Annotated in this window: 18 protein-coding genes; 5 read left to right on the top strand and 13 right to left on the bottom strand. The window is 46.5% G+C overall.

What is annotated here, in order from left to right; translation table 11 throughout:
• The 10 genes from KFE26_RS16680 to pseB form a co-directional block, all read right to left on the bottom strand.
• Positions 1–590 (bottom strand): IS982 family transposase (locus tag KFE26_RS16680; protein ID WP_212601087.1); only part of this gene is annotated, 590 nt, incomplete at its 3' end.
• Positions 591–730: 140 nt separating this feature from the next.
• On the bottom strand, positions 731–1,450 hold the full coding sequence (locus KFE26_RS16685; RefSeq protein WP_212601088.1) for an SDR family NAD(P)-dependent oxidoreductase: 720 nt from the start codon (positions 1,448–1,450) through the stop codon (positions 731–733).
• On the bottom strand, positions 1,443–2,753 hold the full coding sequence (locus KFE26_RS16690; protein ID WP_212601089.1) for an AMP-binding protein: 1,311 nt from the start codon (positions 2,751–2,753) through the stop codon (positions 1,443–1,445). Before KFE26_RS16690 ends, KFE26_RS16685 begins: the two co-directional genes overlap by 8 nt.
• A 6-nt stretch (positions 2,754–2,759) precedes the next feature.
• Positions 2,760–3,017 carry an acyl carrier protein gene (locus KFE26_RS16695; RefSeq protein ID WP_212601090.1) on the bottom strand — a complete coding sequence of 86 codons (258 nt, stop codon included), beginning with the start codon at positions 3,015–3,017 and terminating at the stop codon, positions 2,760–2,762.
• 12 nt (positions 3,018–3,029) lie between these two features.
• Positions 3,030–3,617, bottom strand: a complete 588-nt coding sequence (pseH, locus tag KFE26_RS16700; RefSeq protein ID WP_212601091.1) for a UDP-4-amino-4,6-dideoxy-N-acetyl-beta-L-altrosamine N-acetyltransferase — start codon at positions 3,615–3,617, stop codon at positions 3,030–3,032.
• Positions 3,618–3,621: 4 nt separating this feature from the next.
• Positions 3,622–4,671, bottom strand: a complete 1,050-nt coding sequence (gene pseI / locus KFE26_RS16705) for a pseudaminic acid synthase (RefSeq protein ID WP_212601092.1) — start codon at positions 4,669–4,671, stop codon at positions 3,622–3,624.
• Positions 4,672–5,700, bottom strand: coding sequence for a UDP-2,4-diacetamido-2,4,6-trideoxy-beta-L-altropyranose hydrolase (pseG, locus tag KFE26_RS16710; RefSeq protein ID WP_212601093.1), 1,029 nt, complete (start codon positions 5,698–5,700; stop codon positions 4,672–4,674).
• Positions 5,697–6,398: a pseudaminic acid cytidylyltransferase gene (gene pseF, locus KFE26_RS16715; protein WP_212601094.1), complete on the bottom strand. Its 702-nt coding sequence runs from the start codon at positions 6,396–6,398 to the stop codon at positions 5,697–5,699. The genes pseG and pseF overlap by 4 nt, the downstream gene beginning before the upstream one ends.
• Positions 6,398–7,543, bottom strand: coding sequence for a UDP-4-amino-4,6-dideoxy-N-acetyl-beta-L-altrosamine transaminase (pseC, locus tag KFE26_RS16720; protein WP_212601095.1), 1,146 nt, complete (start codon positions 7,541–7,543; stop codon positions 6,398–6,400). Before pseC ends, pseF begins: the two co-directional genes overlap by 1 nt.
• Positions 7,540–8,535, bottom strand: coding sequence for a UDP-N-acetylglucosamine 4,6-dehydratase (inverting) (gene pseB, locus KFE26_RS16725; protein ID WP_212601096.1), 996 nt, complete (start codon positions 8,533–8,535; stop codon positions 7,540–7,542). Before pseB ends, pseC begins: the two co-directional genes overlap by 4 nt.
• Positions 8,536–8,936: 401 nt before the next feature.
• On the opposite strand from pseB, the gene KFE26_RS16730 reads away from it, so the two are divergent.
• From KFE26_RS16730 to KFE26_RS16740, 3 genes are all read left to right on the top strand, one after another.
• A complete protein-coding gene (locus tag KFE26_RS16730) occupies positions 8,937–11,426 on the top strand; it encodes a 6-hydroxymethylpterin diphosphokinase MptE-like protein (protein ID WP_212601097.1) in 2,490 nt (829 codons plus the stop codon).
• Between the two features lie 145 nt (positions 11,427–11,571).
• Positions 11,572–12,051, top strand: coding sequence for a DUF2947 domain-containing protein (locus tag KFE26_RS16735; protein WP_212601098.1), 480 nt, complete (start codon positions 11,572–11,574; stop codon positions 12,049–12,051).
• Between the two features lie 301 nt (positions 12,052–12,352).
• A complete protein-coding gene (locus tag KFE26_RS16740) occupies positions 12,353–12,913 on the top strand; it encodes a chalcone isomerase family protein (protein WP_105251908.1) in 561 nt (186 codons plus the stop codon).
• 12 nt (positions 12,914–12,925) lie between these two features.
• On the opposite strand, the gene KFE26_RS16745 is transcribed toward KFE26_RS16740, so the two are convergent.
• On the bottom strand, positions 12,926–13,870 hold the full coding sequence (locus tag KFE26_RS16745) for a DUF6268 family outer membrane beta-barrel protein (RefSeq protein WP_212601099.1): 945 nt from the start codon (positions 13,868–13,870) through the stop codon (positions 12,926–12,928).
• Between the two features lie 120 nt (positions 13,871–13,990).
• Positions 13,991–14,620 carry a TetR/AcrR family transcriptional regulator gene (locus tag KFE26_RS16750; protein WP_131523683.1) on the bottom strand — a complete coding sequence of 210 codons (630 nt, stop codon included), beginning with the start codon at positions 14,618–14,620 and terminating at the stop codon, positions 13,991–13,993.
• Between the two features lie 139 nt (positions 14,621–14,759).
• Here KFE26_RS16750 and KFE26_RS16755 point away from each other — a divergent pair, with 139 nt between their 5' ends.
• Both KFE26_RS16755 and KFE26_RS16760 read left to right on the top strand, forming a co-directional pair.
• On the top strand, positions 14,760–15,866 hold the full coding sequence (locus tag KFE26_RS16755) for an efflux RND transporter periplasmic adaptor subunit (RefSeq protein ID WP_212601100.1): 1,107 nt from the start codon (positions 14,760–14,762) through the stop codon (positions 15,864–15,866).
• Positions 15,867–15,868: 2 nt separating this feature from the next.
• Positions 15,869–18,949 carry an efflux RND transporter permease subunit gene (locus tag KFE26_RS16760; protein ID WP_212601101.1) on the top strand — a complete coding sequence of 1,027 codons (3,081 nt, stop codon included), beginning with the start codon at positions 15,869–15,871 and terminating at the stop codon, positions 18,947–18,949.
• Here the strand turns inward: KFE26_RS16760 and KFE26_RS16765 are convergent.
• On the bottom strand, positions 18,934–19,179 hold the full coding sequence (locus tag KFE26_RS16765) for a YdcH family protein (protein ID WP_105251903.1): 246 nt from the start codon (positions 19,177–19,179) through the stop codon (positions 18,934–18,936). The two genes, KFE26_RS16760 and KFE26_RS16765, sit on opposite strands and share 16 nt — an antisense overlap.
• Positions 19,180–19,419: the final 240 nt, after the last annotated feature.

The raw sequence follows: 19,419 nt of genomic DNA on the forward strand, positions 1-19,419 counted from the left end.
TTACTGATATACCCTTTATCAGCATAGAGTTTATTCATGTCACTGTGCACCATCTCATTCACCGGTTTTGTGTCATGTACATTCGCAGGGGTCACTTTGGCCGCCACGATTCCGCCTTGATGATTCACAATCAAATGCAGCTTAAAGCCATAGAACCAACCCATGGTGCCTTTACCTCTGCACGCAAGTCCAGCTAAGGTTTTATGGCGATGAATACGTAGGTTATGACACACTTTGATGCTGGTTGAATCTATAAATTCAATGCCAGTGGGGTCACTCTTGAGGCTGGCAAAGTAGCTGCAAAGCGGCACTAAAGCCTTGGACATCACCTCAAGAAAGCGGGTATAGCTGAGTAAATTAGGAAAAGCAGATTTGTAGAAATGAGCCAGATAGCCGATGTAGAAGTTCTTGAAATCACGGTGGTGGGACATCTGAAAAAGTAAGATGATGGTCATCACTTCGCTCATCATCATACGGCCAGCGCGTTGACGCTTGCGTGTGCCATCGGTTAACAGCGTTTTTTCCCATTCTGGAATGAAAACAGCGCAAAAATCATCGACATCGCAAAACACTTCCACTAATTTATGCATAGGCCCTCCGGTGTGATGGGGTTTCTCTTGGTCGAAAGATCCGATCACTTGGAGGGCTATTAGTTCAACATTTCTTATCCCGAGTTCAGGTTCTTTAAGTTTATTTCCTTAGCTATCGACGTCAACTGCTAAAAACATTTTTAGGCGGTACTGCCAGCATCAACGGTCAACACAGTCCCCGTTACCGCACTGGCTTGTTCGCTCAGCAAGTACAGTACCGCTGCGGCGGCGTCATCCGGTGTCGCTAAGCGACCGAGCGGGCTGCGTCGTTTGATACTTTCCAGCTTGTCACCCTGTAAGCTGCTGGTCATCTCGGTTTGCATATAACCCGGTGCCACACAGTTTACCGTAATCCTAGCTTTGCCGACTTCACGCGCGAGGGATTGAGTGAATCCTTCCAATGCGGCCTTACTGGCGGCGTAAACACTTAAACCATTGAAGCCTGTTCGGGCAATAATCGACGAAATATTGATGATACGCCCACTCTGGTTTAACAGCATAGGCCTAAGTAAGTACTTACTTAGCAAAATTGGGGCCTGAATATTCAAGTTAAGCAGGCTGTTTATTTCACTGTTGTGCATGGTTGCCAGCACACCGTCATAACCGACTGCGGCGTTATTAATCAAGGCATAAGGCCGACCATACTGCTTAACCATAGTGCTACAAAGCACAGGTATGGCATCGAGTTCAGATAAATCGACCGACATAAAGTGCAAATCAGCATTGTGCTGTAACTGTGCTAAGTCATCGCTCAGTGTTCTGGCCAACGCCAATACGCTGTAGTTGGCCTGCAGCAACTGACGACAAATAGCGAGGCCTAAGCCACGACTGGCACCGGTAACTATGACTAACTTACTCATATGGTTCTCTTGCCTCAGTTTGTCGGCTTAGCTTACCCGTGGCATTAGTGGCTAAACCGGTCACAAAGTTAAACCGTGTGGGAAATTGGTAGCGCTGTAAATATTGCTGACAGTGCAATAATAACTGCAACTGCAACGCGTTACGGTCAATATCCGCTACGGCGACGATATCTGTCACCACCAACTGCCCCAGCACGCTACTGGCTTTGGCATAGACTCTGGCCTGCAACACGCTTGGGTGTAGCAACAATACCTGTTCTACCTGCTCTGGATGCACTTTATTACCACCCACATTGATAACACCGCTGGCTCGACCGAGAAAAATGACTCTATCTTCTTCAATGCTCACCAGATCTTCGGTATCCAAATAACCGTCATGATCACCTTGTTCGGCCTGACTGGCCTGTGCAGCCTGTGGCGGCTTCAACCACAGATGTTGTTGGTTATCGACTTTAAGCGCGAGTCCACTATGGTGTTGACTTAACCAACTGCTCGGAAAACCAGCCCGTTTATCGGCCACAGCAAAACCGGCACCAGCCTCTGTAGAGGCATAGATATGCAGCAAGCGTGCCTTTGGGAATAAGCGGCTCAGGGTATTCAACAATGCCTGATCGGCAATTTCGCCCCCCAGCGTCACTTGTTGTAATACTAAGGTATTTAATTGCCCTGTCATCAATAACTGACGCCACAAGGAAGGTGTAGCCGAGATAGCATTGACCCGATGTTGCCGCATCATATTGATACGTTGCTGCGCATCACCACGGCTACAGTCACAACTACGGGCGCCGGATAACACACTCTGTAATAGCACTTGTAACCCAGCAAAACGGCTCGGCTGATAACATAGTGCCCAACGTGAGAGGCCACTTTGGGCAGAGGTTTTAACCGCTCGGCTTAAGCGGGTAAAACTGTGGCCTATCCATTTCGGTGTGCCTGTGGTGCCAGATGTTGCCAGATACCAACGAGTCGGCGCTGCTGACGCAATAGATCCTGCTAACATAGTGGAGGCCGATGTCACAGGTAACGGAGAGTTCAACGGCCAAGCTATGGTCGACTCTGGCAGAGTCAGACTGCTGTCAGGCATTAAATACAGCGCACGACACCAGCCATCTAAGGCCAGCAAGGCAACAACAAAGTGCCGCAGATCAACAAATGTCAACGCAACGGCCTGCTGTTGTAACGCCGGATATGCTTGCCTTAACGCTAATGCCTGATTGATCAGCTGCTTATAGCTGATATCGCTGTCACCGCTGATGGCGGTGGCCTGATAGTTCGCATCTTGCAGTCGTTGCAGTAGGTTCATCGCGGATTAGTTTCCGTTTGCCTGTGCTTGCTGGTAAATGCTAACAAACTCAGCAAAGGTGCGCGGATACACAGCGAGCTGCAGCTGACTAAAGGGATCAATACCGAGATCTTCCTCCAGTTGTGCCACTAACATGGCAAAACCCAGCGAGTCGAGCCCACTTTGCAGCAACACAGTCTCGTCGTTGATGTCATCAATCAGCTGACAATTGGCGATGAGTGCGACTTGTGCCAACGTTTGGCGGATAATTTGTTCCAGTTCCACGTTATAAACCTACTACTGATTAAATTGAATAAAATTAGCCGCCGCCGCGATTTGCTTTGGCAAGCTGGCTAATACTGCGGTGCGGTTGGTGTGCCATTGTGCTAAAGGATAATGAAACACTTTGACCTGATACGCCTGTTGCTCACGCAGCTGGCCTGGCAGATCCGCCAATTGTTGATATCCAAACAGCCGATGCATTTTAAGCACGCCTAGGTTAAAGGATAACACCTCGGCATAGAGGGTCTCTTGCCCGCTTTGCATGGCGGCATAATCCAGTGCGGCAATCTCCAGCAATAAACCGGATCCCGGCCAAACATTCGTCTCGCCCAGATAGCAGCCCCATTCCAGTACACTCGGGCTGCGCTGAGTAAAGTTCAACACACCTATCGGCCGTTTATCTTGATAAAACACAAAAAAACAACGGTTTAAATCCTCCTTTAGCCTATCAAACCAAGCTAAGTGCTCAGCCCAGCTAATGGGCGCGTCGTTGTGCATATTACGGCGGATTTCGTGTTGATTACGCCACTGCCACACAAGTTCAAGCTCAGCTTCGCTCAGCGGGCTAAAATGGCTAAGCGGATAATGTTTCAATGCCGACATAGTGCTATAAATACTCCCAACTCATAGCTGTGCCTTTCGCCGCCGCTTTTTTAATGGGTTTACCCAGTAACATAGGCAAATATTTTGGCTCAAGCCCATAACCAGGGCGTACCGAGCGCAGGTTAGCTTGGGTGAAAATATCACCCGCATGCATCTCTTCGGCAATATACAAGGAGCGGCGGTATTTACGCGATGCCTGCTCCTTGTCTGTACCACCATAGGTCACTTTTCCCAATGCCACCGCCGCACGTTTACATTCTTGCACCAATGCGCTGAATTCTGCCGGTTCAAGTGAAAACTCGGCATCGACACCGCCTTCGACTCGTGACAACACAAAGTGTTTTTCAATGACACTGGCACCCAGCACTACACTAGCAACGGCAACGCCGATACCAGCACTGTGGTCAGATAACCCCACTTGACAGCCAAAAAGCTGTGCTAAATGTGTGATAGTGGCGAGGTTAGCATCGACCGGATCGGCCGGATAATGACTAGTGCATTTTAATAAGATAAGCGCGTCGCAACCATTTTTACGCAGGACTTCTACCGATTCTGCGAGCTCAGTTTGCGTGGCCATACCCGTCGACATAATCACAGGTTTACCGGTTTTTGCCACTGCGGCCAACAGCGCATGATCGCTGTTTTCAAAGGAGGCGATTTTGTAACAGGGCACGTTAAGTTGTTCGAGAAAATCCACTGCGGCCTGATCAAACGGTGTGCTAAAGGCCAGCATGCCGTGCTGCTGCGCTCGCTCAAAGATAGGCTGATGCCAGTCCCAGGGCGTCATTGCCTGCTGATACAGTTGATACAGTGATTGGCCCTGCCATAGGTTGCCAACATCCTGGATCACAAATTCGCCATGCTGGATATCCAATGTCATGCTATCGGCAGTATAGGTTTGTACCTTAATCGCATCAGCGCCGCACTTAGCGGCCGCATCCACCATAGCCAACGCCTTATCCAGCGACTGGTCATGGTTACCCGACAGCTCGGCGATAATAAATGGGGCTTCACCCGGTCCGATGGCGCGCTGGCCCAGTTTAATTGTTGCCATTTAACCCTCTATTATTGCCAAAATATGTTGTACCACCAGTGGGGTGCCCGCATCCGTCTCGACGATACTGGCGGCCGTCTGGCCAATTTCATCTAACAGTACAGGTTGAGACAGGTAAGTGCATAGTTGTTCAGCCAAAAACTCGGCTGACATAACCTCAGCCTGACCCAAGCAGACACAAGCGCCGAGCTGGTCCAGATATGCCGTTGTCGCCCGTTGATTTTCGGCAACGGTCACCACCAGCCCCGGCAAGCCACAAATACACCGCTCCCAATGGCTAGCACCACCCGCACCGAGCATGAGTTGCGCTCGGTGCATCAGCGTTGCCATATAGTGACACTGCACATGCAGCCTGACATTGGGCAGGCACGCCACTTGTTGTTCAAGTTCAGCGCGCCACGGATTATTGGCTCCGATGACGATATCGGCCGTAATTGGCTTTAACTGCAATTCTTGTAGTGCTCGAATGGCCAGAGCCGTTAAATTTTGCGCATCACTGCCACCAAATCCAATCAGGATATGCCCAGACTCACGGTTATTTTCCGCCTGATAAAATTCTCGGCGTAGAAGCGCGAAGTGCGGCCCCAACAGTTTCATACTATGGGGTGGTACCAGCGCCATATAACGCTGTTCTAGCTGCGGCAGTAGATTTTGATCTAACAAAATATCACAGTCATGCACTCGGTCAGCCAAGTCGTCTATGACCATGATATGCTGACAACGCTGCCGCAGCGCCGAGCAATACCTCCGTGCCAACGCATAATGATCGACAATCAGTAGCTGATATGACTGAGTAAGCAGCGCCAGTGTCAAGGCCGCATCTTCAATTTCATCCGCCACCGGGCCTGCCAAGGTAAATAGATGAAAACCCTGTTGGCGGATCAGATCGTTTAAATCCCCATCGGTGTGACAACTGACAAAATGGCACTCAGCACCTTGTGCTGTGAGCGCCTGTGCCAGTGTCAGACAACGCATAACATGGCCTGAGCCAATCTGAATAGATGCATCGACACGAAACAGGATAGTCACTTTATGACTGACTCCTGTTGCAATATTTTGTACAAGAGTTCAGCCCTTTGCCAGTCATCCATAGTATCTATGTCCTGCACCAGATGATCGGGTAATACTAACATCTGACTATGGGCCGCAAATACCGGTGCCGATTTCAGCCAAGCATCGGCTCTACCAAAGTAAAACTGCCCAGCGTCATGGTAGGCTGGAGTCAAATCTTGGGATCTTTTGCCTATACTGCTGGGATCGAAAGCGGCAACGCCCTGCTCGGTTTTTATCAGAGCTCGCTGAATAGGAAAAGAGAAACGAGCGGCAGAGAAAACATAATTTAACGATGCCTCTGCCTGCAATAGTTGCCAAGCTTGCATCAATAACTCAGCACTGAGCAGCGGCGTGGTCGCGTAGATACAGCAACAATACTCAAGGGTAACGCCTTGTTGTTGTAATTGCTGCAACTCATAACGCACCACGGCACTGGTGCCAGTATGATCATCGGCCAACGCAGCCGGACGTAGTGCAAGCACCTCTGCCCCATATTCGCGTGCAATAGCGGCAATCTCTGTATCGTCGGTTGAGACGAGTACCCGATCGAAGCAGCCACTTTTAAGCGCCATCTGAATGGGATATGCCAGCATAGGCTGGCCACAAAAGAGTTTGCTATTTTTTTGAGGTATCCGCTTACTGCCACCCCGTGCGGGAATTATAGCGACTCTCATCACAGACAAGCCTTTAAGGTCGCGCAAATATAAGTCACTTGCTCAGGGGATAAATTGGGATATAGAGGCAAGGTTAATATTGATTGATAGAAATATTCTGCGTGCGGAAATTGTCCCTGACTAAATCCAAGTTTTTGATAATACGGCTGTAAATGGACAGGAAAATAATGCACATGCACTTGGATACCTTGACTGCGCATCGCATCGAATACCGCTCTTCGCTTATTAGGTTGCATTAAGCGAATAATAAATAAGTGTCGGGCACTTAAGCTCTGTTCCAGTGGTTCTACAATTTCGAGTGGAAAATCGGCAAGTTGGCTACGATATAGGCCAGCCAACGTATTACGTTTGCAGACAAACTCATCAAGTCGAGGTACTTGAGAGACCCCCAGCGCCGCTTGCAAATCTGTCATGCGATAATTAAATCCCAGTGCATGTTGCTCATAATACCAATCACCCTCATCGGCATTAATCAGTTGTGCGGCATTCTTAGTGATCCCATGACTGCGCAATAACATCAACTTTTCAGCCAACCTTGGGTCTTGAGTGGTAGCAACACCACCTTCAGCCGTCGTAATAATCTTGACCGGATGAAAACTGAACACTGTAATGTCGGAATATTTGCAAGCACCAATCTGTGCCCCATGATACTGCCCGCCGATAGCGTGGGACGCATCTTCAATCACACTGACTCGATACTGTTTTGCAAGCTCACTAATGGCCTGCATATCACAACTGTGGCCCGCTAAGTGAACGGGAATCACCACTTTTGGCAAGCGCCCAAGTTGGGCAGCACGCTCAAGCTTAGCCTTAAAAGCTTTGGGGCATAAATTGCCAGCAGTGGGCTCAACATCGACAAAATCGATATCAGCACCACAGTAAAGCGCGCAGTTAGCAGAGGCGACAAAGGTAATAGGTGAAGTCCACACTAAATCACCGGGATTTACCCCCAATGCCAGGCAGGCGATATGCAATGCCGAAGTGGCACTATTGACCGCCACCGCAAACTTAGCCCCCACCTTTCTCGCAATCGCCTGTTCAAACTCAGGCACTTTAGGGCCTTGCGTTAAATAATCAGACGCTAATACCGCGACAACAGCATCGATATCGGCTTGGCTAATGTCTTGTTTGCCATAGGGGATCATGCCAGTGTATCCATCTTAAGGATCTCAGCGACTGTGAGGAAGTGAGGATTATTACCCGAGTGATACTCAAATCCACCAGGCACCAATTTGCCATGCTCGCCTAAGAGATTTTGGGTGTAATCGTTATCACGGCTAAAGAACTTAATACTCGGTGTGATAACAAAATGATCATCAAATTCAACAGTATGATGAGAGTCATCGCTAGGACACATGATCTCATGCATTTTCTCGCCGGGACGGATCCCTACAATCTCTTGCTTCAGCCCTGGACCATAAGCTTTTGCAATATCGGTAATGCGTATCGAAGGGATTTTCGGCACAAAAATCTCACCGCCCTGCATACGCGAAAAGTTTTTTAGTACAAAATCAACACCTTCTTGGAGCGTGATCCAAAAACGCGTCATATCGGGGTGAGTAATAGGTAACGATGTAGCGCCACTGGCTATTTGCTGTTTAAAAAAGGGCACGACAGAGCCACGGGATCCCACTACATTGCCGTAACGAACCGCTGAAAATCGCGTTTGACCATCGCCGACAACATTGTTAGCGGCGACAAAAAGTTTATCCGACACAAGCTTAGTGGCCCCATACAAATTTATCGGGCTAGCCGCTTTGTCGGTAGACAAGGCAATGACTTTTTTAACGTTATTACTGATAGCCGCGCGGATCACATTTTCAGCACCATGAATATTCGTTTTAATACATTCCATAGGGTTGTATTCGGCGGCGGGAACTTGTTTCAATGCTGCGGCGTGGATCACATAATCGACATCTTTAAAGGCTTGTTGTAGGCGCTCGCCATCTCGGACATCACCGATAAAATATCGCATACAAGATGCATTATAGATCTGCTGCATCTCATACTGTTTCAGTTCATCCCGAGAAAAAATGATCAAACGTTTAGGCTTATAGATCTCTAACAGAGTCTTGGTATACTTTTGACCGAATGAGCCAGTGCCACCCGTAATCAATATTGTTTTATTATTGAACATAATTTCTCCAATGACTCGTTTAAACTGTTACACCTAACCGTTCATAACGCAAATCTGTATAGTGATCACTGAGATCCACGATAGAAAAGTTACCCTTATGGATATTGATACAGGCAAGAATAACGCCAGCTCTCTTACAGGTACAAAAACCTCTAGAGGCCATGTCTGTATCATAGTAGGTAACCGCAATAATATACATAAATTTATAGACATAGCATCCCGAACGCTAAGATTTTAGACACTATGTGATGGTTATTGTGATAGAGACACATACTACTGCGGCATAGAAATTGCTTTTTTTACGTCACAATGACAGGCCTATGTCACTTTCTTCGTTGAAAACTGGCAATTTATTGACATACCCTGAAACGATAGCATTTAGAGAAAACACTGAGGAACCGATGCAACTACCCCACACATCAATAATGAATACCTTTGCGGTCAGTCGGTTCGATGAAGTTTACTTACCCAGTATCAACCGCCATACCTTCGAAAACTTAGACTCAAAAACACTCTATGACAGCACCTTTAAAAACCAACTGGCAGAGCAAGACAAATTACATATTTTCATTGGTTTAGACTCAGGTCTGCTGCCAAACTACCTCCTGACACAGGCCATTGCCGATGGTGCTCAATATGTGTTTGTCGAATTACCTGAAGTGCTTGCACTGCTGAATATTGAATTAGCACCAGAACAAAAAAAGCACATACAGATTATAGATCCCGAGACATTCGAACATAATCTCGATGAAGGGCTATATAAAATATTCATCACTAAAGGGTTATTTAGAATTCACTTATCACTAGGGGCATCCTCGCATCACCTAGAAGCTTATACTGAATTAACACATCAATTAAAAGATGCGGTGAACAAGGCTCAATTTAAGGAGCAGATAGGCTTTAACCAACAGATTTTTGTGGAAGTACAACTGGCTAATATTGCGGAAAACCGCTTTCCAGCATCCGTACTCAAAGGACAATTCAAAGATAAAACCTGCGTGATTGTCGCTGGGGGCCCTTCATTAGATACACATATTGACTGGCTAAAACAAAACTCGGCAAGCTTTATCATTATTGCGGTATCACGCATCGCAGCCAAGTTACATCAGTATGGCATCCCAGTGGATATTGTTGTTTGCGTAGATCCCAACTATATCAGCTTTGACGTTAGCCGAAGCATGTTCAAACTGCCTAGCGATACACTTCTCGTTCAGTCCTATCACACCTGTCAACAAGTCTCGGCTCAATGGCCAGGTCCCATTCTCTATATGGGAAATCGATTCCCATGGTTCCAACAGCATGATACAGACAACATTCAAAATATTGGCCCGACTGTCTCAAATAGCGCCATTAATTTAGCGATTGAAATGGGATTTAGCCGAATTCTATTGAGCGGCGTAGATTTATGTTACTCAAAAACGGGTCAATCACACACGAATGGGACATTAGAAGCCAATACAGGTCCAAACCTAAGTCGTATCAGAGAGTGGGTCGAAACCTATGAAGGTTTTCTTGCTGAAACGCCCATTCAGATGATGCAGGCCATACAAGACTTAGAAAAACAAATCGCTCCACATACGCATATTCGTTTTTATAACCTATCGCGCACGGCAGCAAAAATAAATGGTATTGAGTATCAACCTTTGGACCAATGCCCATTAACACCGTTGGAATGCCGTACTATTAAACACATTCCCCCCGCCTCCTTTTCCCCACTCAATTTAGTGCAGCGACGTGCGGACCTCGCAGAGTGCAAACAAGCCGTCACCCGAGCAATAGCTGACATACATCAGATATTCAGTGAGACTAAACGCGCCTTGAGTTTAACGAAGGGCCTCACATCTAACTCCATCTCAGCCGCCAAAATCATAGATAAAATTAATAAAATCGAGCAGAAACTCAACAAAAAATACTCCCCCCTATGCCAATTAATTAAGTTCTACGGGTATTTTGAGTTCACTAAATTTTTAACCTCGAGAAAAGTAGACGCTTGGACTCAAGAGCATATCAATCAAATGACGATTCAATATTATAAAGCCTTCGAGAACACCATAGTCTCATTATTGGCGGCCTTTAAACTTGGAGAAGATAGATTGACTGTGCGATTGAGCGAATTAGATCCAAGCACACAGCTCACTGTGCTCGCCGCTAAATGGACCGCAGATAATCAACCCGCACGCAGCCTGTTTTGGGAAGCCGTGCATATCGAGGCCATGACCACATTAAGCGAAGCGGATAATATTCTATTAATTAAGCTTAAAAATGACTTTCAAAGCCAATGTCAGAGTATCAGTCCCTATTATGAAAGGGTGTTACAAACAAACTTAAATCTCGATTTAATTTTGCATAAAATATTAGTTTTAAAAGCCAAAAAGAATATTTATGGATTAAACAATTTGATCCAAAATCTAGCTACACAGATAGAGAATAATGCACCCATTGCGCGTATGTATCACTTAGCAAAGGGGTTCAAACTGCATTTAGAAGACATCCCCCAAGCGGCCCTCGACGCATTATTAAACATCCCCGCCGAACTGCTTACAGAAATTGAATTACGGGAAATTATTCTGCTCGCATTTGAGTTATCAGACCTAGCTCTAGCGAGCGATACCCTTAACAAAATTATTGATTATAGCGATGAATACATGCCGCAATTTGCTCATGTGCAGCGCCTCCAAGGCAATCATCAGGCCGCAATTAATACCTACCTAGATTATCTCGACAAGTACCCTAGCGACACACACACTTGGCTAAAACTGGGGTTATTTATGGTCGATATTAATCAAGCCGAGGCCGCGCACACTGCCTTTTCTAATGCATTAAATGCCGATCCGAGCAATGAGTTGGCACACAACTATCTCAAGGAACTCGATAAGCTCCTTAACGCCTAAATAAGTATTCCTTATTTAGGCGACGGCGCCAAAGTACAGTGCAGGCTTTAGCTCATTTCCCTAATCTTGACTAAATCAGTATAATCTGCGGCATTGAGATTTGCTGAGCCCGACACGTTATCAGGCTCAACCTAGGAGAGCATGCTTGGCCAACACTTATATACCGCTAGATCAATACCGCCGTAAGTGGATTTTCAACCACAAAGACTTGCCTGTCACTGACGATGACAAGGCGCACATCCTGCCGTTAACAGATAAAAGTGCGATGGAAATCTGGAACCAATGGATCAGCAACAAGAGTAGTCGTGCGGAACAATTTACTAAGGGAGATTGGGCGGCGAAGACTGATGCTTGGGTGGAAACAGATCATTGGCAGAGCGCTTGGGATAGTGAAGATAACAGTTTACCCACCATGTTAGCTGAGTTTATACAATGGCCCGATGAGACGCTGGTGTATTTTTGCTATGAAAAATATCAGATTATTGAAACTCGTTGGGATGTGTTCGTCCGCAATTGGAAGTGTTTTCTTTTCTTTGACGACGGTCCCATTTTGATCTCGCCAAAACAGAAACAAGCGGTGATGTTCGAACAGAGTGGTCAGTACAAGCTAGGCACTCGCGGATAATTTATACAGGGTGCTTAACGCTGATGATTTCCCATCGATAGCTTTACGCCAACACTTTTACGCCGATAATTTAGCGCGATGAGTCATCTTGTTGGCATGCTCATATTTAATGATGAGTATGCCATATTTAACCATGTTTGAATGATGCGTAAGCACAATTAGCCTATCACTCACCTCTTCTTTAGATTAACATCCGTTTTCGGTGCCGAGTATTTGAGAAGTTGGGGTCAACTTTTTGCTGTAAATACTCATAAAAATCTGCTTAAAACCCAATAATTAAAATAGAAAAATGAGGTGTATTATGAAGTTACTCTCTACTCTTACCCTAGCAAGCGCGCTGCTATTACCCCACACATTAATGGCCAAAGAAGTCTCAGGAGTGCAAGTCGCCGAGACAGTGACATTAGATAGCCAAACATTACAACTCAATGGTGCGGGCGTTCGCAGTAAGTTCTTTATGGATTTGTATGTAGGCAGTTTGTATTTGCCAGCAGCATTAAGTAGCACAGCAGCGGTTATTGATGCACCAGTTGCAGCGATACGTCTTAACATTACCTCAGGCATGATCACCTCAGAAAAAATGCGCGATGCGATCACTGAAGGTTTTGAGCAAGCGACGGCAGAAAACACCGCCGATATTCAACCGCAAATAGATACCTTTATGGCACTGTTTAAGGAAGAAATTAAAGAAGGTGACCAATTTACCTTAGTCGCCAATAAAGCCCGTGGCGTGACAGCCTATAAAAATGGTCAGGAACAAGCCACCATCGAAGGCGAAATGTTCCGTCAAGCACTATTAAAAATTTGGCTAGGTGATAAGCCAGCCCAGAAAAGCCTCAAAGAGGCCATGCTGGGCAAATAACTGACATTAACGTTAGAATTTGAATTCGATATCCAAGGCCGCTGCGCCTTGGTTATTCATTTCAAGCGCGGCTTGATTTGTCACTTCTAACTCACCATCAAAGTAATAACCAGCATAGAGATTTACGGTTAAAGCAGACGTTGCTCGCCAACCGCCACGCAGATAACTCACCCATTCGTTCGTTTCTACAGCAATATCATCATCCTCAATAAGGAATCGCTCAGTACGACGTGAACTACCCAAACCAATATTCCAATCAGGATTGAATTGATAACTAAGCTCTAGTCCTGCTGGACCACTAAAACCAGCTTGGAATGGATTAGCCAGTGTCCAATGTTCATCTATCTGCCAACGCATGGCAAGATAAGGCACAGTGCGAACTTCATCGATATCATTAAGATACGCGACGCCAAAGCCAATCATGTTTCCCGAATCAAATGCATACATGGCCGATGCCACAATACCGTAACTCTGAGCTTGGCTAGCCGATGCAGTATCGGCGTAGGCATATTGGATCTGCGGCGCTAAAAAGAAGGCCCAATGTTTATCCATGCGATAATTTAACGACACTCCGGCACGGTAACGATTAATATGATCCCAATTCTGTCCGTCGGTGCCAAACAGCGGTGCGACATTGTTTGCGCCAGTAAGCGTGATGTTACGCCAGTCATAATCAAGTCGGTCATAGCCCACACGAAAGCCTAGCGACCATTGCTTATCCAGTGATACATTCATCCCAGCATTCAGTAATAAGCTGTCCCTTTGTAGCTCAGTATTGCCATTAGCTACCTCGGCGCTTTGGGTGCTGATCTGTGTGACACTTAATCTAAAAGGTTTGTATTCCTGCGAAGGTTTATCCGCTGCAATAGCGGCACAGCTCATTAACGGTAACAATAACAAACTGCCTTTCAGCAACCGCTGTTTTACGCTTAATGGTGCGAGTTCTCGATTAGCCACGCTAGCTCCTTGCATTTAAAATAATGAATAAATTTTTGTGCATAATACGCGCTATTGAATAAAAAGGTTCACACTTTCAAAATGAAAATACAAACTAATACCTCTAAAACAAACAAGCCTTCACTCTACCCGATGCGCCCTCAAGAACATGTCAGCACAACCCAATATATAATGGTTCCTGTCGTCAAAAAGCTCATCGGCCGCTAACCCCAATTCTAATTTAAGTTTTAGCTCACCAAACAGCATTAAACATAAACGCACTGCACTATGGTGAGCATTACCAAATCGATATTGCCCTAACGCCTCTACAGCGACTAAATAATCCGCCAATAAGCCCACTATGTGTTTAGGGCCTGCGTCAAAGAACAATCGCGACACTTCAGGATGACTTTCGGATTGCGCCACACAGGCTTTGAATACGGTAATAGCTTCAGGACTGACGATCATCTCCCCAAATTGCAAGGCAAATTGGGTTAATGCCGATTCCGGTTTAGTGGGATCACTTAACAAATCATCATTAAGATTATGGCCAACACACTTAGATTCAATTGCCGCAACAAATAATTCATCTTTGCTGCCGTAATGGGAATATACGGTTTGTTTCGACACGCCCGCAAGCTTTGCAACCTCATCCATACTGGTATGAGGGAAACCTTGACGACAAAACAAATCAATAGCTGCCACAAGGACTTGCTGACGTTTTTGTTCACTACGGCTCAAAGGTAATTGCGTCTCAGAGGAATGCGTCATATCAACTCTCAAATAGATAGACATAATTAATTGGCATTAGTTAAGCACAAAATAGACTAGACAGTCTAGTTTCGTACAACTAGACTAGCAAGTCTAGTTACATAGTATTAACGTTTAACTTACAGCGGAAGCCTTTAAAATGGATCGAACTGCCCGACTTTCTTGGCGCACTCTTAGCGTCTGCGTGTTTGCTTTAGCCACATTATCCGCCTGTCAAAAGGAAGTCACCGAACACGCTACGACAGCCACGCTACCCACAGTCACAAGCCAAGCGTTGATCCAGACCCCAAGTTATGAACACTTTCAGACCTTCACTGGCACCATCCGTGCGGGTAACACCACAGGTGTAGGCTTTGAACTAGCGGGGAAGTTAAACAATTTACAGGTCGATTCTGGGAGTAAAGTTAAGCAAGGACAAATACTTGCAGTTCTCGATACCCGGCTACTCAAAGCCGAGCGTCAAGAGATCCAAGCAAGTCTGGCACAAACCCAAGCCGATGTAGATCTGGCCATCAGCACTCTAAAACGTAATCAAGAATTGAAAAAATCGGGCTATGTCTCTGAGCAGCTATTAGATGAAAACCGCTCACAATTAAATAGCTTAGCCGCAGCGAAAAACCGCCTATTTGCCTCACAGCATGCCAACCAACTTAAGCTCGATAAATCCATCTTAGTGGCGCCCTTTGACGGCACCATAAGCCAAAGGCAACATAATCTTGGCGAAGTGATTGCCGCGGGCAGTCCTATCTTCACCTTAGTGGGTAACATCAATCCTGAAGCTTATATTGGTGTTCCTGTTGCGCTAGCGGAGCAATTTCACACCGAACAGCAAGTGCAAGTTAGTGTACGAGATCAAACCTTTTCTGCTGAAATTGCCGGTATTAGCGCTGAAGTCAATCCCATCAGTCGTACCCTACAACTGAGAATAAGCCTGCCCCAAGATGCCCGTGTGATTAACGGCGAAATTGCGTATCTGCATCAACAACAGCAAATCCCGCAACCGGGCTATTGGGTACCCATTTCCGCACTGACGGATGGTATTCGCGGATTATGGAATCTCTATGTCATCGCAAACTATGAACAGCAATCCATCATAGAGCGCCGCGATGTGGAAATCCTCTACACCACCCAAGACATGGCCTACATTCAAGGCGCGATTCAGCCTAATGAAATCTATGTCAGCCAAGGGCTGCATAAGCTGGTCGTAGGCCAAACTGTATCTCCCATTGCTGCAGCCACGAGGTAATTATGATTAAAGCCTTTGTTGAAAACGGCCGCTTAGTCAGCCTCGTTATTGCGCTATTACTTGTCGCAGGCTTTGGTGCAATATCGAGCCTACCGCGTACTGAAGATCCCCACATAACTAACCGTTTCGCCTCTGTTATCACCCCTTATTCTGGCGCCTCAGCCGAGCGGGTAGAAGCCTTAGTGACTGAAGTCATTGAGAACCAGCTCAGACGTTTGGAAGAAATTAAGTTGATCCAATCAACCTCTCGACCAGGGATTTCAGTTATACAGTTAGAATTGAAAGACACAGTTAAAGAAACGGCTCCCGTATGGTCTCGAGCACGGGATTTATTGGCCGATGCGAAAATTAATTTACCTGAGGGCATACAATCTCCCACACTCGATGATCAAATTGGTTATGCCTACACCGCCATCTTAAGTTTAGTGTGGAATAGTAATACGCCCGTACAAGTCGACATGCTAAACCGCTACGCAAAAGAATTACAGAGTCGGCTCAGGCTGTTATCAGGCACGGATTTTGTCAAACTTTACGGCGCACCGACCGAAGAAATGCTAGTGCAGCTTGATGGTAACAAGATGAGCCAGTTACAGCTCTCTCCTGCGTCCATCGCCCATATTCTCAGCGGCGCCGACAGTAAAATTGCTGCCGGTGAAATCAACAACCGTGAATTTCGAGCCTTAGTTGAAGTCTCCGGCGAGCTTGATTCTTTAACCCGTATTCGCCAAGTGCCGCTTAAAATTGATAGCCAAGGGCAAATTATTCGCCTCGGCGACATAGCCACTGTGACTCGCCAAGCTCAAACCCCAGCGGATAGCATAGCGTTAGTCGATGGTGAACAAGGCGTAATGGTTGCAGTGCGAATGATCGATAATACCCGTGTTGATCTTTGGCAAGCGCAAGTCAATAACGTCGTTGACGAACTCAATCGCGAAGTCCCCGCTAATATCCAGATCCAATGGCTATTCGAGCAAAACAGTTACACCAGCGAACGACTTGGCGGGCTAGTGGTTAACCTGCTGCAAGGATTTGTCATCATCTTGCTGGTACTACTCCTCACCCTAGGCTTAAGAAACGCCATCATAGTGGCGATTTCATTGCCGCTCACAGCGCTGTTTACCTTGGCCTGCATGAAATATATCGGCCTGCCGATACATCAAATGTCGGTGACAGGACTCGTCGTCGCCCTTGGGATCATGGTGGACAATGCGATAGTGATTGTCGATGCCATATCGCAAAGGCGTCAGCAAGGAATGAGCCGTTTAGCCGCAGTGAGCGAAACCTTACACCACCTTTGGCTGCCCTTAGCGGGATCGACTATCACCACTATTTTGGCTTTTGCGCCCATAGTACTCATGCCCGGTGCTGCGGGGGAATTTGTCGGTGGTATTGCCATGTCAGTGATGTTTGCGCTGCTGGGCTCTTACGTGATTTCCCATACGCTAATTGCAGGGCTCGCGGGACGTTTTAGTCATGAAGGTAAACAGGATGTCTGGTATCAACACGGGATCAACCTCCCGCTAGTGAGCCAATATTTTCAAGCGAGCCTGAGAATTGCCCTTAAACGCCCTATCGTCAGCGCGCTGCTTATCGGCATTACACCAGTATTAGGTTTTTTCGCCTCGGGTAAGATGACAGAGCAATTCTTTCCGCCATCGGACAGGGACATGTTCCAAATTGAAATCTATCTTGCGCCCCATGTGAGTTTAGAAAACACCTTGAACCAAGTGCAGTTGATGGATAAAAAACTCCACGCAGTCACAGGGATCACTCAAGTCGATTGGGTGGTCGGCGGTAATACGCCCTCATTTTATTACAACCTGACGCAGCGTCAACAAGGGGCGACTAACTATGCACAGGCCATGGTAAAAGTGACTGACTTTGAGCGTGCCAATGAGTTAATCCCCGAATTACAACAGCAATTTGATAACGCTTTTCCCGAAGCGCAAGTACTAGTACGAAAACTCGAGCAAGGCCCGCCCTTTAATGCACCAGTGGAGTTAATGATCTTCGGCCCGAATCTAGATACTTTGCGATCATTGGGCGACGAAGTTCGTAATATTCTCGCGCAAACGCCGGACGTACTTCACACACGTGCAACCTTAAGTGCCGGTGCACCTAAGCTGTGGCTACAGGTAAATGAAGATGCCAGTCTAATGAGTGGGTTAAGCCTGACGGACATTGCCAAACAGATCCAAATGTCAACCACAGGCGTTATCGGTGGTAGTGTGCTTGAGCAAACAGAATCCTTACCCGTACGAGTTCGCCTTGCTGATGACAGTCGCGAGCAGGTGAGCCGCCTTTCTGAAATTCAATTAATGACACCTTCGGGTGAGTCTGTTGCATTATCCGCCCTCGCCCACAACGAAGTGCAAGTGAGCCGAGGCGCCATTCCAAGGCGCAACGGCCAAAGGGTTAATACCATAGAAGCCTACATCGTCAGTGGGGTATTACCTGCTCAAGTGCTTAATGATGTTAAAGATAAAGTGGCTCAATTACCGTTGCCATCGGGTTATCGCATTGAAATCGGTGGTGAAAGCGCTAAGCGTAACGAAGCGGTCGGTAATTTACTGTCCAATATGATGTTGGTCGTCACCTTGTTATTAGCCACTGTGGTGTTGTCGTTCAACTCCTTTAGGCTCACGGCGATTATTCTATTGAGCGCGATACAATCGGCAGGACTTGGCCTATTAGCCGTGTTTGTGTTCGGATATCCCTTTGGATTCCCAGTCATCATAGGACTGCTTGGATTAATGGGACTTGCCATTAACGCTGCGATTGTGATCTTGGCCGAACTAGAAGATATGCCGAGCGCTCGGCTCGGCGATATGGAAACCATAGTCTCTACCGTCAGCAGCTGTGGCCGTCATATCAGCTCAACAACCATTACCACCGTGGGCGGTTTTATTCCGCTCATCATTGCTGGCGGCGGGTTTTGGCCTCCCTTTGCCATTGCTATCGCGGGCGGCACCCTGCTGACGACTTTACTTTCTCTGGTATGGGTTCCAACCATGTATTTGCTGCTGATGAAAACCCGTACGGCGAACAACCCATCCGCGATTCAAGCTCAAATAGCATCATGAACTAGATATTGGTACAGTTTATCTTTAAGGTTTAATCGCTCTAATTTTAACGCTAAAAAGTGCTCATCGGCGGTGGGCACTTTTGTTAACTCCAGCGCCCTAATTTTATTATCGAGCTCATGGTAACGACTAGCCATGGTCGCAAAGGCAGTATTATTGACTTTTAAATGCTTAATTTGATCGACAAAATCAGGAAACTCATAAACCAACGCATGATTCTCACCTAGCATATTCACTTCTCCTATAATGTGGTTCTAACACTATGAACTCCATTCACCTTAAGCAGCTTAGTCTATACCCTCAAAATACAGCCAGTACTTGGGCATGTTATCTGCTAACATTTCTGCAAAATAAGCTGATGAGTCCAAGTCTAAAACTGCAAAAATATCAACGAAATGAGTTTAAAATTGCAGAAGTTTTAGACCCACATCAAGACTACAGAGTAAAACTTAGGCTACATTGATGTAACC

Source organism: Shewanella sp. M16, from assembly GCF_018224605.1.
Classification (GTDB): domain Bacteria; phylum Pseudomonadota; class Gammaproteobacteria; order Enterobacterales; family Shewanellaceae; genus Shewanella; species Shewanella oncorhynchi.

Bases quoted from the DNA above. Each gene is read 5' to 3' on its own strand.
- pseC (WP_212601095.1), bottom strand. From the start codon at position 7,543: ATGATCCCCTATGGCAAACAAGACATTAGCCAAGCCGATATCGATGCT.
- KFE26_RS16755 (WP_212601100.1), top strand. From the start codon at position 14,760: ATGGATCGAACTGCCCGACTTTCTTGGCGCACTCTTAGCGTCTGCGTG.
- KFE26_RS16765 (WP_105251903.1), bottom strand. From the start codon at position 19,179: ATGCTAGGTGAGAATCATGCGTTGGTTTATGAGTTTCCTGATTTTGTC.
- KFE26_RS16740 (WP_105251908.1), top strand. From the start codon at position 12,353: ATGAAGTTACTCTCTACTCTTACCCTAGCAAGCGCGCTGCTATTACCC.
- pseF (WP_212601094.1), bottom strand. From the start codon at position 6,398: ATGAGAGTCGCTATAATTCCCGCACGGGGTGGCAGTAAGCGGATACCT.
- KFE26_RS16685 (WP_212601088.1), bottom strand. From the start codon at position 1,450: ATGAGTAAGTTAGTCATAGTTACCGGTGCCAGTCGTGGCTTAGGCCTC.
- KFE26_RS16690 (WP_212601089.1), bottom strand. From the start codon at position 2,753: ATGAACCTACTGCAACGACTGCAAGATGCGAACTATCAGGCCACCGCC.
- pseB (WP_212601096.1), bottom strand. From the start codon at position 8,535: ATGTTCAATAATAAAACAATATTGATTACGGGTGGCACTGGCTCATTC.
- KFE26_RS16730 (WP_212601097.1), top strand. From the start codon at position 8,937: ATGCAACTACCCCACACATCAATAATGAATACCTTTGCGGTCAGTCGG.
- KFE26_RS16760 (WP_212601101.1), top strand. From the start codon at position 15,869: ATGATTAAAGCCTTTGTTGAAAACGGCCGCTTAGTCAGCCTCGTTATT.
- pseH (WP_212601091.1), bottom strand. From the start codon at position 3,617: ATGTCGGCATTGAAACATTATCCGCTTAGCCATTTTAGCCCGCTGAGC.
- pseI (WP_212601092.1), bottom strand. From the start codon at position 4,671: ATGGCAACAATTAAACTGGGCCAGCGCGCCATCGGACCGGGTGAAGCC.
- KFE26_RS16750 (WP_131523683.1), bottom strand. From the start codon at position 14,620: ATGACGCATTCCTCTGAGACGCAATTACCTTTGAGCCGTAGTGAACAA.